The sequence below is a fragment of the Aeromicrobium chenweiae genome (assembly GCF_003065605.1).
GTDB lineage: Bacteria > Actinomycetota > Actinomycetes > Propionibacteriales > Nocardioidaceae > Aeromicrobium > Aeromicrobium chenweiae.
Genome location: NZ_CP026952.1, coordinates 3,470,874 through 3,484,970, shown reverse-complemented (window position 1 = coordinate 3,484,970; position 14,097 = coordinate 3,470,874). Strand labels below are relative to the sequence as shown.

The 14,097-nt window shown below is 71.6% G+C and carries 13 protein-coding genes; 10 read left to right on the top strand and 3 right to left on the bottom strand.

Annotation, left to right across the window (positions count from 1 at the left end; translation table 11 throughout):
* Nucleotides 1-11: 11 nt before the first annotated feature.
* Nucleotides 12-3,392, top strand: coding sequence for a pyruvate carboxylase (locus tag C3E78_RS16900; protein ID WP_108580424.1), 3,381 nt, complete (start codon nt 12-14; stop codon nt 3,390-3,392).
* A gap of 144 nt (nt 3,393-3,536) precedes the next feature.
* Nucleotides 3,537-4,613 carry a fatty acid desaturase family protein gene (locus tag C3E78_RS16895; RefSeq protein WP_108580422.1) on the top strand — a complete coding sequence of 359 codons (1,077 nt, stop codon included), beginning with the start codon at nt 3,537-3,539 and terminating at the stop codon, nt 4,611-4,613.
* A 109-nt stretch (nt 4,614-4,722) separates the two neighbouring features.
* On the opposite strand, the gene C3E78_RS16890 is transcribed toward C3E78_RS16895, so the two are convergent.
* Entirely contained in the window at nt 4,723-6,255 is a 1,533-nt protein-coding gene (locus tag C3E78_RS16890; RefSeq protein ID WP_108580420.1) for an AMP-binding protein, read from the bottom strand.
* Nucleotides 6,256-6,364: 109 nt separating this feature from the next.
* Here C3E78_RS16890 and C3E78_RS16885 point away from each other — a divergent pair, with 109 nt between their 5' ends.
* Nucleotides 6,365-6,661, top strand: a complete 297-nt coding sequence (locus tag C3E78_RS16885) for a putative quinol monooxygenase (protein WP_108580418.1) — start codon at nt 6,365-6,367, stop codon at nt 6,659-6,661.
* Between the two features lie 3 nt (nt 6,662-6,664).
* On the top strand, nt 6,665-7,270 hold the full coding sequence (locus tag C3E78_RS16880) for a PaaI family thioesterase (protein ID WP_108580416.1): 606 nt from the start codon (nt 6,665-6,667) through the stop codon (nt 7,268-7,270).
* On the opposite strand, the gene C3E78_RS16875 is transcribed toward C3E78_RS16880, so the two are convergent.
* Nucleotides 7,267-7,770, bottom strand: coding sequence for a PGPGW domain-containing protein (locus C3E78_RS16875; protein ID WP_108580414.1), 504 nt, complete (start codon nt 7,768-7,770; stop codon nt 7,267-7,269). The genes C3E78_RS16880 and C3E78_RS16875 overlap by 4 nt on opposite strands.
* Nucleotides 7,771-7,837: 67 nt before the next feature.
* Here C3E78_RS16875 and C3E78_RS16870 point away from each other — a divergent pair, with 67 nt between their 5' ends.
* Nucleotides 7,838-8,251 carry a hypothetical protein gene (locus C3E78_RS16870; protein WP_108580412.1) on the top strand — a complete coding sequence of 138 codons (414 nt, stop codon included), beginning with the start codon at nt 7,838-7,840 and terminating at the stop codon, nt 8,249-8,251.
* Nucleotides 8,252-8,268: 17 nt separating this feature from the next.
* On the opposite strand, the gene C3E78_RS16865 is transcribed toward C3E78_RS16870, so the two are convergent.
* Complete coding sequence (locus C3E78_RS16865) at nt 8,269-8,718, bottom strand: Lrp/AsnC family transcriptional regulator (protein ID WP_108580410.1); 450 nt, start codon at nt 8,716-8,718, stop codon at nt 8,269-8,271.
* Between the two features lie 159 nt (nt 8,719-8,877).
* Between C3E78_RS16865 and C3E78_RS16860 the strand changes: the two genes are divergently transcribed.
* Genes C3E78_RS16860 through C3E78_RS16840 form a run of 5 tightly spaced genes read left to right on the top strand, consistent with a single transcriptional unit; the run spans nt 8,878 to nt 14,094 of the window.
* On the top strand, nt 8,878-9,963 hold the full coding sequence (locus C3E78_RS16860) for a thiamine pyrophosphate-dependent dehydrogenase E1 component subunit alpha (RefSeq protein ID WP_108580408.1): 1,086 nt from the start codon (nt 8,878-8,880) through the stop codon (nt 9,961-9,963).
* Nucleotides 9,963-10,952 carry an alpha-ketoacid dehydrogenase subunit beta gene (locus C3E78_RS16855; RefSeq protein WP_108580406.1) on the top strand — a complete coding sequence of 330 codons (990 nt, stop codon included), beginning with the start codon at nt 9,963-9,965 and terminating at the stop codon, nt 10,950-10,952. The genes C3E78_RS16860 and C3E78_RS16855 overlap by 1 nt, the downstream gene beginning before the upstream one ends.
* Nucleotides 10,949-12,229: a dihydrolipoamide acetyltransferase family protein gene (locus C3E78_RS16850; RefSeq protein WP_108580404.1), complete on the top strand. Its 1,281-nt coding sequence runs from the start codon at nt 10,949-10,951 to the stop codon at nt 12,227-12,229. The genes C3E78_RS16855 and C3E78_RS16850 overlap by 4 nt, the downstream gene beginning before the upstream one ends.
* A gap of 15 nt (nt 12,230-12,244) precedes the next feature.
* On the top strand, nt 12,245-13,300 hold the full coding sequence (locus C3E78_RS16845; protein WP_108580402.1) for a Glu/Leu/Phe/Val dehydrogenase family protein: 1,056 nt from the start codon (nt 12,245-12,247) through the stop codon (nt 13,298-13,300).
* The gene (locus C3E78_RS16840; RefSeq protein ID WP_108580400.1) at nt 13,297-14,094 is read left to right on the top strand and encodes an enoyl-CoA hydratase/isomerase family protein; all 798 of its coding nucleotides are present in this window, start codon (nt 13,297-13,299) and stop codon (nt 14,092-14,094) included. Before C3E78_RS16845 ends, C3E78_RS16840 begins: the two co-directional genes overlap by 4 nt.
* Nucleotides 14,095-14,097 lie beyond the last annotated feature (3 nt).

The window sequence follows — 14,097 nt, the reverse complement described above, 5'->3', positions numbered from 1 at the left end:
GGATGCCCCCGTTGTTCCAGAAGATTCTCGTCGCCAACCGTGGGGAGATCGCGATCCGCGCGATCCGCGCCGCCCACGAGCTGGGCGCCCAGACCGTCGCGGTGTTCCCCTACGAGGACCGCGGGTCCGAGCACCGTGTCCGCGCCGACGAGGCGTACGAGATCGGCGAGCGCGGCCACCCCGTGCGGGCCTACCTCGACCCCGAGGGCATCGTCGCTGCGGCGGTGGCTGCAGGGGCCGACGCGATCTACCCGGGGTACGGCTTCCTGTCCGAGAACCCCGACCTCGCGGAGGCCTGCGAGCAGGCGGGCATCACGTTCATCGGGCCGTCGCGCGAGGTGCTGGAGCTGACTGGCAACAAGGCGTCGGCGATCGCTGCTGCGCGGTCGGCCGGCGTCCCGACGCTCAGGTCGGTCGAGCCGTCCGCCGACGTCGACGAGCTCGTGGCGAGCTCGGATGCGCTGACGTACCCGTTGTTCGTCAAGGCGGTGGCCGGCGGCGGTGGCCGCGGCATGCGCAAGGTGGACGATCCCGCACGGCTGCGTGAGTCGATCGAGGCCGCGATGCGCGAGGCCGACGGGGCGTTCGGCGACCCGACCTGCTTCATCGAGGAAGCCGTGGTGGACGCCCGGCACATCGAGGTGCAGGTTCTTGCCGACTCCGTCGGCTCAGTGGTTCATCTGCGGGAGCGGGACTGCTCGGTGCAGCGTCGCCACCAGAAGGTCGTGGAGATCGCCCCCGCACCGCACCTGCCGGTCGAGGTCCGGGAGGCGATGTGCGCCGACGCGGTGCGGTTCGCGGAGTCGATCGGCTACTCGTGCGCCGGCACGGTGGAGTTCCTGCTCGGCGCGGACCACCGCTACGTGTTCATCGAGATGAACCCGCGGATCCAGGTCGAGCACACCGTGACCGAGGAGGTCACCGGTGTCGACCTGGTGCAGGCACAGATGGAGATCGCGGCGGGCGCGACGCTCGTCGACCTCGGCCTGGACGTCCAGGACTCCATCACTGCCCGCGGTTTCGCCCTGCAGTGCCGGATCACGACCGAGGACCCGGCCAACGGGTTCCGCCCCGACACCGGCACCATCACGTCGTACCGCTCACCGGGTGGTCCGGGCGTGCGCCTCGACGGCGGCACCGCGTTCACCGGGGCCGTGGTCAGCCCGCACTTCGACTCGATGCTGTCCAAGCTGACCTGTCGTGGTCGCGACTTCGAGGCCGCGGTGACCCGCGCGGAGCGCGCCCTGAGCGAGTTCCACGTGGGTGGGGTGTCGACCAACATCGGCTTCCTGCAGGGGCTGCTGGCCGACCCGGACTTCCGCGCGGGCCGGGTCACCACGTCGTTCATCGAGGAGCACCCCGCCCTGCTGCAGGCGCACGGTGCCGCCGACCCCGCCGGCAAGATCCTGTCCTGGCTCGCGGACGTCACGGTCAACAAGCCGCACGGCACCTCGCCGACCACTGTCGACCCGGTATCGAAGCTGCCGCAGCTGGACCTGACGGCAGCGGCGCCGGACGGCTCGCGTCAGCTGCTCGCCGAGCTGGGGCCCGACGGCTTCGCGGCTGCCCTGCGCCAGCGCGACACGGTCGGGGTCACCGACACCACGTTCCGCGACGCGCACCAGTCGCTGCTGGCGACGCGCGTGCGGACCCGTGACCTGGTGCAGGTCGCGCCGTACGTCGCCCGGATGACGCCGCAGCTGCTCTCGATCGAGGCCTGGGGCGGGGCGACGTACGACGTCGCGCTGCGGTTCCTCAAGGAGGACCCGTGGGACCGGCTCGCGGCGATGCGCGAGGCGGCGCCCAACATCTGTCTGCAGATGCTCCTGCGCGGTCGCAACACGGTCGGCTACACGCCGTACCCGACCGAGGTCACCGACGCGTTCGTCGCCGAGGCCGCCGCGACCGGCATCGACATCTTCCGCATCTTCGACGCGCTCAACGACGTCGACCAGATGCGCCCCGCGATCGAGGCGGTCCGGGCCACCGGCACGGCGGTCGCGGAGGTCGCGCTCTGCTACACCGGCGACCTGTCCGACCCGGGGGAGACGCTCTACACGCTGGACTACTACCTGGACCTCGCCGAGCGCATCGTCGACGCCGGCGCCCACGTCCTGGCGATCAAGGACATGGCCGGCCTGCTGCGGGCGCCGGCAGCCCGGACGCTCGTGCGCGGCCTGCGTGAGCGGTTCGACCTGCCCGTGCACCTGCACACGCACGACACCCCGGGTGGCCAGCTCGCGACGCTCGTCGCGGCGATCGAGGCCGGTGTCGACGCGGTGGACGCCGCCTCCGCCGCGCTGGCCGGCACGACGTCGCAGCCGCCGATGTCCGCGCTGGTCGCGGCGACCGATCACTCCGAGCGCACGACGGGGCTCGACATCGCGGCCGTCAACGCGCTGGAGCCGTACTGGGAGGCCACCCGGCGCCTCTACGCGCCGTTCGAGTCCGGTCTGCCGGCGCCGACCGGGCGGGTCTACCGCCACGAGATCCCCGGTGGGCAGCTGTCCAACCTGCGCCAGCAGGCGATCGCCCTGGGCCTGGGGGAGAAGTTCGAGCAGATCGAGGACATGTACGCCGCGGCCAACGACATCCTCGGCAACGTCGTCAAGGTGACCCCCTCGTCCAAGGTGGTCGGCGACCTGGCCCTGCACCTCGTCGCGGTGGGTGCCGACCCCGAGGCGTTCGCGGACGACCCGGCGTCGTTCGACATCCCCGAGTCCGTGATCGGCTTTCTCTCCGGGGAGCTCGGGGACCCGCCCGGCGGCTGGCCCGAGCCGTTCCGGACCAAGGCGCTGGAGGGACGCTCGGTCAGGACGCGGGTCGAGGAGCTGTCCGACCAGGACCGCGACGGCCTCGCGGTGGACCGCCGCCACACCCTCAACCGGCTGCTGTTCCCGGGGCCGACGCAGGACTTCGACCAGGCGCGTGCCGAGTACGGCGACCTGAGCGCGGTGCCCACCGAGGCGTTCCTCTACGGCATGCGGTCGGGTGAGGAGACCGAGGTCGAGGTCTCGGAAGGGAATCTTCTGCTGTTCGGCGTCGAGGCCATCGGCGAGGCGGACGAGCGCGGAGTCCGCAACGTCCTCGGCACGATCAACGGTCAGCTCCGGCCGACCCAGGTGCGCGACCGCTCGGTGGACTCCAAGGTCGCAGCCGCCGAGAAGGCCGACACCCGCAACGCCCAGCACGTCGCGGTGCCGTTCGCCGGTGTCGTCCATGCGCTCGTCGCCGAGGGCGACGTCGTGGTGGCGGGTCAGACCGTGGCCACGATCGAGGCGATGAAGATGGAGGCGTCGATCACGACCGCGAACGCCGGGACGGTGGTGCGCCTCGTGATCTCCGAGCACCGCCAGGTCGAGGGTGGCGACCTCCTGCTCGTCCTGGAGTGACTCGCGGCCGGTGCTTTCTGGGGGAGTTCACAGCCGGCACGACGCGCGGGCGGCTCCCGGGCGTGCCACGATGAGGAGAACGTAGTCAGTCATCGGCGCCCAGTCCGCGGCGACTCGTGTCGAGCGCTCCGGAAGGAGCAGCACATGACGCAAGAGGTCATCCGTGAGACGGGTCCCCGCGAGCAGTACGTCAGCCGCTTCACGGATCTGGTCCAGGCCGTGCGCGACGAGGGGCTCCTCGAGCGCCGGCACGCCTACTACTGGCTGCAGATCGGCGCACACGTCGCGGCGTTCTTCGCGATCTGGGTGGGGTTCTTCCTGCTCGGCAACTCGTGGTTCCAGCTGATCCTCGCGGCCGCGCTCGGGGTGATCGTGACGCAGTTCGGTTTCCTCGGCCACGACGCCGCGCACCGGCAGATGTTCACGTCCGCGACGTGGAACTCCTGGACCGCGCGCATCCTGGCCGGCGGATTCGCGGGGCTGAGCTTCGCGTGGTGGCGGGCGAAGCACAACATGCACCACAAGGGCCCGAACCTCGAGGGCTACGACCCCGACATCGGGCCGGGCGCGATCGCGTTCACGCCGGGCATCGTCGCGCAGCGCACCGAGGGCTTCGCGGGATGGTTCGTGACCCGCCAGGGCTGGCTGTTCTTCCCGCTGCTGACCCTCGAGGGGCTCAACCTGCACGCCGAGAGCATCCGTGCGGCACGCGACACCACCTCGACGCAGCCGTGGCGTCGGGTCGAGCTGTGGCTCGTCGTGACCCGGCTGACGGCGTACGTGGCGATCCTGCTGGCCTTCCTGCCGCTCGGCAAGGCCGTGGCGTTCTTCGCGGTCCAGATGGCGGTGTTCGGCTTCTGCCTCGGCGCCTCCTTCGCGCCGGCGCACAAGGGCATGCCGATCATCCCGCCGGAGATGAAGCTCGACTTCCTCCGCCGCCAGGTGATGGTGTCGCGCAACGTCCGCGGCAACCCGGTGGTGGACTGGGCGATGGGTGGGCTGAACTACCAGATCGAGCACCACCTCTTCCCGAACATGCCGCGCTGCAACCTGCGCAAGGCGCAGCCGCTGGTGCGGGCGCACTGCGAGGCCGAGGGCATCGACTACATGGAGGTGGGCCTCTTCCACTCGTACGCGATCGTCATCGACTACCTCAACAACGTCGGGATCCGGGCGCGCGACCCCTTCGACTGCCCGCTCGCCGCCCAGCTGCGCGGCTGAGCCCGCCCGGTCGCAGATTCCCAGGAGAACCTCGGAAGCCGACGCCTCACCCACGTCGTGACGAGTGATCGGCGACAGATCCCTGGGTTCTCCTGGGAATCCGGGGCGGTCAGTTGATCTGGCGGTCGGTGCCCTTCCAGAACTCTTGGCGGAGCTTGAACTTCTGCAGCTTGCCGGTCGCGGTGCGGGCGAGCTCGTCGCGGAACTCGATGCGCTTGGGGCACTTGTAGCCTGCGAGGTGCTGGCGGCAGTGTGCGATCAGTGTGGCTTCGTCGGCGGGCTTCTCGTCGGGGTCGAGCACGATGAGGGCGGTGATGAGCTCGCCCCACTTCTCGTCCGGGATGCCGATGACGGCGACCTCGCGGACCGAGGGGTGTGACATCAGGGCGTCCTCGACCTCGATCGAGGAGACGTTCTCGCCGCCGGTGATGATGACGTCCTTCTTGCGGTCGGCGATCGTGATGTAGCCGTCCTCGAACGTGCCGCCGTCCCCGGTGTGGAACCAGTTGCCGGCCTGGGCGTCCGCGGTGGCCTCGGGGTTGTCCCAGTACGACGCCAGGTTGTGGTTGGACTGGGCGAGGACCTCGCCCTGGTCGTCGACCATCATCCGCACGCCGATCGCCGGAGCGCCGGCGCGGCCCAGGTTGACCGCCTGCTGGTGTGGGTCGAGGTCGTCCCACTCCGCGCGCATCCGGCTCATCGTCAGCAGCGGCGAGGTCTCGGTGAGGCCGTAGATCTGGATGAACTCCCAGCCCAGCTCCTCACGGACCCGCTCGATCGTGCGCGTCGGCGGCGGGGCGCCGGCGACGATGATGCGGACGCGGTCACGTCCGGGGACGTCGCCCTCCCAGGTCTTGAGCGCGTCGAGCGCTGCGGTGACGACCGCGGGCGCGGCGCACAGGTACGTCACGCCGTGTCGCTGGATGCGCCGCAGGATCTCGGTGCCGTCGATCTTGCGGATGATGACGTGCTGCGCGCCCATGCCGGTGGCGGTGAACGGGTGTCCCCAGCCGTTGGCGTGGAACATCGGCAGGGTGTGGAGGTAGACGTCGCGGTCCGAGACCGACGCCTGCCAGCCGAACACCGTCGCGTTGAGCCAGTTGTTGCGGTGGGTCAGCTGGACGCCCTTGGGGCGGGCAGTCGTGCCCGACGTGTAGTTGATCGTGGCGGTCGCGTTCTCGTCGCCCTCCCACGGCTGCGGCTCCGCGGTCGATCCCCAGATCGCGTCGTCGTCCTCGCCGAGCACGAAGATCCGCTCGCACTCGATCTCGTCGACGAGGTGGCGCAGCTCGGGGTCGATCATCAGCACCTGGGCGCCGGAGTGCTCCACGATGTAGCGGATCTCGGCGACCGCGAGGCGGAAGTTGATCGGCACCAGCACACGGCCCCAGCCCGAGACACCGTAGAAGGAGGTGAGCATGCGGGCGGAGTTGTGCGACACGATCGCGACCCGACCGCCGACCGGGACCCCCATCTCGTCGAGGGCTGCCGCCTGCGCCTTGGCGCGACGACCGAGCTCGGCGTACGTGATCTCGCCCCAGGACGCGGCCGGCTGGTCGGGCTCGTCGATGACCGCGACGCGGTCGGGGTAGACCGTGACGGCACGGTCGAGGAAGTCACGAACGGTCAGCGGGAAGAGCACATCAACCTCCGGGGTGTGGGACGCGTCACCCCATACTGCCCTGAGACCGGCTGCGAGAGCGTTGCACGTCCGACCTAGTCTTGGCTGAGCCGACGACCGGAGGAACACCATGGCGATCACCGCAACACTCGAGCTCCGCTTCAAGCCCGAGCTCCTCGACGAGGCACGGACCGTCCTGCGGCGCGTGCTGGAGGAGACGCGCGCGTTCTCCGGCAACCTGGGCGTCGACGTGCTGGTCGACCGCGAGGACCCGTCGCACCTCGTCGCGTACGAGCGGTGGGAGTCCGAGGAGCACGACGCGGCGTACCGCGAGTTCCGCGCCGGTCCGGGGCAGGTCACCGAGCTGGGACCGCTGCTCGCCGCCGCGCCGGTGCTGACGGTGTTCACGACCGACCCCGCCATCTGACAGATGAGCTCGGACACGGCTGAGAACCACTTCGACAACCTCTCCGCGGGGCCCGAGCAGGTGCGGGCGTTCGCGACCGCGCTCGACGCGCTCCGTGGCTTCCACGACGCGCTGACCGCGGCGGCACCGGGCGCCGAGCTGCTCGAGCGGCTCGCGGTCGACCTGCAGGGGTGGACGGACGCTCTCGTGCCGCTGGAGGTCCCCGAGCCGGAGCGGCTCGCAGGTCGTCTGAGGTCGCTGCCCGTTCGCGGTCACCCGGCGCTGCCGCCGGTCCTGCTGGACGTGGTCGAGGACGACAAGGTCGAGGGCACCGTCACGTTCGGGACGTTCTTCCTCGGCCGGGGCGGGGCGGCCCACGGCGGCACCATCGCGACCGTGTTCGACGAGGTGCTCGGCGTGATGGCCTCGCACCAGGGGCACAGCGCCACCCGGACCGCGTACCTCAAGACCGACTTCCGGTCGATCGTGCCCGTGGGCGTCCCGATGCGCGTGCGCGGGTGGATGGATCGTGAGGAGGGCCGCAAGCGGTTCGTCCGGGGCGAGATGTGGTCGGGCGACACGCTCTGCGCCGAGGCCGATGCACTGTTCGTCGTGGAGCGCCAGGGCTAGCGGGACTCCTCGCGCGGGCTCGACTCCTCGTCGTCGGGGTTCGCGACCCGCTCGACCTCGGCATCGATGTCCTCGACGCCACGGAACCGGCGGAAGCTGTAGACGATCAGCGCGAGCGCGAAGACCGACGATCCCAGGAGGGTCGCGCCGGTGCCCCAGCCGCCGATCAGCCACCACTTCTCGTCGACCGGCCACCAGCCCGGGGCGTCCGGGCTGATGCCCCACACGATGCCGACGGCACCGATCCCCAGGGCGAACACGGTGCTGGCGATGATGCGCGGCCAGGTCTGGACGCTCTGAGCCGCGGACCGGTAGGCCGCGATCTCGACCGGACGCATGCGCCGCTCGGCCCACTCGTACTGCTGGGAGAGGATCAGGAGACCCGCGAAGAGGCACAGCAGCCCCGGACCGGGCAGGACCAAGGCGGCGATGCCGGCGACGACGAGCGTCCACCCGGCGACCTCGATCGCGATGCGGCGCGCGAAGCGCTTGGACCTCATGCCCGCGAGGCTACATGGGAGCGCGAGCCTCCGCCGTCTCGGCGGTCCGGCGTGATGGGATGTCCCTATGCGTGCGGCAGCGGTGGCTCTTCTCCTCCTGCTCGCTGCGTGCGGCTCCAGCTCCGACGGGTCGTCGGCCAAGCCCGGATCGACGCAGGCTGCGGCATCCCCGGCGGCGGCGCAACCGACCAGCTCGGGCCCGACGGGCAAGCCGGTCCCGGAGGCGCTGCTGCGGTTCCGGTGCGAGAAGGATGCCAAGGGCTCCTGGGCGGCGTCCGGGTTCCTGGTCAACGGTGGCAAGGCGGCCGCCACGTTCCAGGTCACCGTCTTCATCGGCGAGCCGACCGGCGGAGCCGGACGCGCCAAGACCAAGCGGGTCGAGAACGTCGCCCCCGACGGATCCGTGGCGTTCCGGATCTTCAAGGTCCCTGCTCCCAAGAGCGGTGGCACCTGCCACGTCCAGGTGCTCGAGACGAAGTGACGGGGCCTGCCGGCCGGTCATGACTGCCGGGGGACCGACTCCTCGAAGATCAGCAGCGTCCGGGTGCTGATGACCCCCGGGATGCCCTGGATCTCGTCCAGGACGAGCCGCCGCAGATCGGCGTTGTCCTTCGCGCGGGCCAGCAGCACCACGTCGAAGTCTCCGCCGACCAGGGCGATGTGCTCGATGCCGTCGAGGCTGCGCAGCCTGGTGTGGATGGCCCGCCAGTCGGTCTGGCGGACGTTCATCGTCACGTACGCCGACGTGCCGAGCCCGCGGGAGACCGGGTCGGTCGAGACGGCGAACCCGGTGATGACGCCCGCCGCCGTAAGTCGTTCGACCCGCGCGTAGGCGTTCGCCCGCGAGACGTGGACGTGCTCGGCGAGCTGGCGCATGGACATCCGGCCGTCGGCCTCGAGGGCGCGCAGGATGCGCTCGTCGATGTCGTCGAGATCGGTGCCGGCCATATGTCTCACCGTTCCTCGCGGGTCGAGCAGGAGATGGACGTCTGGCACGCCAGAACCCCTCCTGCGTGGACATGTTCTCAGGAATCGACAGGTTGTGGAAGTCAACGGCTGCCCTGGGTCACGATGCGAGGACACGCGTGACGACGAGAGGAGCGGCTCATGCCGCCAGTCCACCTGCTCCCCGGGGAGGCGCCGGTCCAGCTCGTCGATGCCGAGGGGCGCCCGACGCCCGATGCCGTCGTGCCGTTCCCGGCGGACGCCGACCTGCTCCGAGCGCACGAGGCGCTCGTCGTCGGTCGCCGCATCAACGACCAGGCGTACGCGCTGGTGCGGCAGGGCCGTCTCGCGGTCTATCCCTCGTCCCACGGCCAGGAGGCGTGCGAGGTGGCGGCGGCCCTCGTCCTCGGTGAGCAGGACTGGCTCTTCCCGACGTACCGCGACACGGTCTCGATCGTCACGCGCGGCGTCGACCCGGTCGAGGCCCTCGTGCTGCTGAGCGGGGACTGGCACTCGGGGTACGACCCCGTCGCCACCAAGGTGGCCCCCCAGGCGACCCCCCTCGCGACCCAGCTGCCGCACGCGGTCGGTGTCGCGCACGCCGCGACCCTGCGCGGCGAGGACACGGTCGTGATGGCGATGTGCGGTGACGGCGGCACGAGCGAGGGCGACTTCCACGAGGCGCTCAACTTCGCCGCGGTGTTCCGGGCGCCGGTCGTGTTCTTCGTCCAGAACAACGAGTTCGCGATCTCCGTCCCGCTGGCGCGGCAGAGCGCGGCGCCGTCGTTGGCGCACAAGGGCATCGGGTACGGCGTCCCGGGACAACGGGTCGACGGCAACGACGTCGCGGCCCTGCTGTCGGTCCTCGGCAGCGCGGTCGAGGCGGCTCGCGGCGGCGGCGGGCCCCAGCTCGTCGAGGCGCACACCTACCGCATGCAGGCCCACACGAACGCCGACGACGCGACGCGGTACCGCACCGACGCGGACGTGGAGAAGTGGCGCGCGCGGGACCCGCTGCTGCGCAGCACCGCCCACCTGACGGAGCGCGGGCTGCTCACCGCGGCGCGTGCGGCGGAGATGACCGACCGAGCCGAGACGGTGGCGGCGGCGATGCGCGAGGGCCTGATGGCCGACGTCGAGGCCGACCCGCAGGAGCTCTTCGCCCACGTGTACGCCGAGCCCACCCCGCAGCTGCGGGAGCAGGCGGCGTTCCTCGCGGACGAGCTGGCCCGAGAGGACGCCGTCTGATGGCCGAGCACGAGAAGATCACGATGGCGCAGGCCCTGAACCGTGCCCTGCGCGATTCGATGCGCGAGGACGACTCGGTGCTCATGTTCGGCGAGGACGTGGGTGCGCTCGGCGGTGTCTTCCGCATCACCGACGGCCTGACGGCCGAGTTCGGGGAGAGCCGGTGCTTCGACACCCCGCTCGCGGAGTCCGGCATCGTCGGCATGGCGGTCGGCCTGGCCATGAACGGGATGCGCCCGGTCGTGGAGATGCAGTTCGACGCCTTCGCGTACCCGGCCTTCGAGCAGGTCGTCAGCCACGTCGCCAAGCTGCGGAACCGCACCCGCGGAAAGCTCGCGATGCCGATCACGATCCGCATCCCGTACGCGGGCGGCATCGGTGGCGTGGAGCACCACTGCGACTCCTCCGAGGCGTACTACGTGCACACCCCTGGCCTGACCGTGCTGGCCCCGGCGACCGTGGCGGACGGCTACGCGATGCTGCGCGCCGCGATCGCCTCGCCCGACCCCGTCGTGGTGCTCGAGCCCAAGAAGCTCTACTTCAGCCGCGACGAGGTGGACCTCGACGAGCCGCAGCCCGGCATCGGCCGGGCCGTGGTCCGCCGCGAGGGCACCGACGCCACCCTGATCGCGTACGGGACGGCGGTGCCGCTCGCGCTCGAGGCCGCCGACGTCGCGGCGACCGAGGGCCGCAGCCTGCAGGTCGTCGACGTGCGCTCGCTGGTCCCGTTCGACGACGAGACCGTGTGCGCCGCGGTCCGCTCGACCGGGCGTGCGGTCGTCGTCGCGGAGGCGGCCGGGTTCGCGAGCGTCGCGTCCGAGATCGTGGCCCGCGTGACCGAGAGGTGCTTCCACCATCTGGCCGCGCCCGTGCGCCGGGTGACCGGCTTCGACGTCCCGTACCCGCCGCCCAAGCTCGAGAAGTACCACCTGCCGAGCGTCGACCGCATCCTCGACGCCGTCGACACGCTGCAGTGGGAGGACGCATGAGCACCGCGGCCGGCGTGGGGACGACGCAGACGTTCACGCTCCCGGACCTCGGTGAAGGGCTCACGGAGGCGGAGATCGTCCGGTGGCTGGTCGCGGTCGGTGACGTCGTGACGGTGGACCAGGCCGTGGTCGAGGTCGAGACCGCCAAGTCAATCGTCGAGGTGCCGTCGCCGTACGCGGGCACCGTCAGCGTGCTGCACGGCGACGAGGGACAGGCGGTCGACGTGGGCCGTCCCCTCATCTCGATCGCGCCGGCCGCGTCGGCCGGTGAGCAGTACCGCGAGGAGGAGCAGGCCGGCTCGGGCAACGTGCTGATCGGCTACGGCACCTCCGAGGGGACGCCCGGTCGCCGCCGGGCGCGCAGGGCCACCGGTACGGCAGGCGTGGTGCAGGGGACCGCGCCTGCCACACCCGACCGGGTGCCCCGGGTGACCTCCCCGCTGGTGCGCCGGCTCGCACGGGAGGCGGGACTGTCCGTGCTGGGCATCGCCGGCACCGGTGCCGACGGGCTCATCACCCGGCGGGACGTCGAGGCCGCGATCGCTGCCACCACGGTGGAGCCGCCGAGCTCACGGACGGGTCTGGCGGTGGCCGAGCGGCAGCCCATGAGCGGCTTCCGCAAGGCGGTCGCCGGTGCGTTGTCCCGCAGCCGCAGCGAGATCCCCGAGGCGACGGTCTGGGTCGACGTCGACTTCACCGAGCTGTTCGCCCTGCGTGATCAGCTGAGGGCGCGAGGTTCCGCGGTGCCCGGCCTGCTGGCCTACCTCGCCCGGTTCACGGTCGCGGCGCTCACGGCGTACCCCGAGCTGAACGGCGAGGTCGACACCGCCCGGCAGGAGCTCATCCGGTACGACGGCATCAACCTGGGCGTCGCGACGCAGACCGAGCGTGGGCTCGTCGTCCCCGCGGTGCTGGGCGCCCACCGGCTGACCACGATCGAGCTCGACGCCGAGCTGCGCCGGCTCACCGCTGCCGCGCGTGACGGTCGGGCGACGCAGTCCGAGCTGACCGCGGGCACGTTCACCCTCAACAACTACGGCGCCTTCAACGTCGACGGCAGCGCGGCCATCATCAACCACCCCCAGGTCGGCATCCTCGGCTTCGGTCGGGTCATCGACCGTCCGTGGGTCGTCGACGGGGAGCTCGCGGTGCGCAAGATCGGCCAGATGTCGTTCGTGTTCGACCACCGGGTGTGCGACGGCGGCGTCGCCGCGGGCTTCATGCGGGTCGTGGCCGACGCGATCGAGAACCCGGCCCACGCCATCAACCATCTCTAGACACGGGGAGTCATCATGATCGAGAACGTCCTCACCGGGTGGGACGGAGCGTTGTGCTCCAGCCGGTACGACCGCGAGACCGGGGCGTTCTTCACCGTCGCGGTCCACTCGCGCCGGCGGGGGCCGGCGGCCGGCGGCACCCGCGCGATGCACTACGCGTCGCACGAGGACGCCGTGGCGGACGCGACCCGCCTCGCGAGCGCCATGACGCTCAAGATGGCCGCCGCCGACCTGCCGATGGGCGGCGGCAAGTCGGTCATCGCCCTCCCCGCCCCGCGCCACGAGATCGACGACGACCTGTGGCAGCGCATCCTGCAGGTTCACGCCGAGAACCTCTCCGCGCTCAACGGGACGTACTGGACCGGGCCCGACGTCGGCACGACGTCGGCCGACATGGACCTGCTGCACGGGCGGTCGGGCTTCGCGTTCGGACGCTCGGTGGACGCGGGCGGCCCCGGGTCCAGCGCACCGTCGACCGCACAGGGGGTCTACGTCGCGATGCGGACCGCCGCGGCAGAGGCCGGGATGAACGACCTGGCCGGGCGTCGGGTGCTGGTCCAGGGGCTCGGCGCGGTCGGCATGGACGTGCTGGAGCTGGCCACCAAGGACGGCGCCGATGTCGTCGCGGCCGATCTGGACGAGGACCGGTGCCGGCGGGCCCGCGACCTGGGTGCCGCCATCGTGCGGCCGGAGGAGGTGCTGGACGTGGAGTCCGACGTGTACGCGCCGTGCGCGATGGGCGGTGTCATCGACGTGGACGTCGCCCGCCGGATCCGCACGTCGGTCGTGGCGGGCGCCGCGAACAACGTGCTGGTCGACCCGGCCGCGGGGGAGGAGCTGGCCCGTCGGGGCGTCGTCTACGCGCCGGACTTCATCGCCAACGGGGGCGGCGCGATCCACCTGGTCGGGCGCGAGGTGCTGGGCTGGTCCCCCGCCGAGGTGGCGAGCCATGTCGACGGCATCGCCGCCACGCTGTCCGAGGTGTTCGAACGGGCCCGGACGGCCCGCCTGAGTCCCGACCGCGCGGCTCACGACCTGGCGCAGTCCCGGCTCGATCGGCCGGCAGCATGACCTCGGCGGCGGAGCCCGTGACGGTCGAGCGTGACGGAGCCGCCGCGGTCGTGACGATCAACCGGCCCGACCGGCACAACGCGCTGGACACCGCGACCAAGGTCGCCCTGCGCGAGGCGCTGGTCTCGGTGCGCGAGGACGCCGACGTGCGTGCGGTCCTGCTGACCGGGGCCGGGTCGTCGTTCTGCGTGGGGCAGGACCTGGGAGAGCACGCCGAGGCGCTCGCGACGGATCCGTCCACCGCGTTCAGCACCGTCGACGAGCACTACTCGCCGATCGTGTCGGCGTTGGCGACGATGCCCAAGCCGGTCGTCGCGGCCGTCAACGGCACGTGCGTGGGCGCCGGCCTCGGCTTCGCCCTGGCCTGCGACCTGCGGGTCTTCTCGTCCGCCGCGACGCTGGGCACCGCGTTCAGCGCGATCGGGCTGACCTGCGACTCGGGCCTGTCCTCCACGCTCGTGCGGGCTGTCGGGGAGTCCCGGGCCCGCGAGCTCGTGCTGCTGGGTCGGCCCTTCAGCCCCGAGGACGCGGTCCGCTGGGGCGTGGCCGGCCAGGTCTGCGAGCCGGACGACGTCCTGCCGAGCGCCCTGGCCCTCGTCCGCAGGTTCGCCGCGGGACCCACCGCGGCGTACGCCGAGTCCAAGCGGCTCCTGGCCCGCGCGGGCGACCTGTCCCTGCCCGAGGCGCTGGCCGCCGAGTCGCAGGCCCAGGCGCGCCTCGGCCTCTCGGCCGATCACGCGGGAGCCGTGCAGGCGTTCCTGGCGAAGCAGAAGCCGGCGTTCACGGGTCGTTGACCG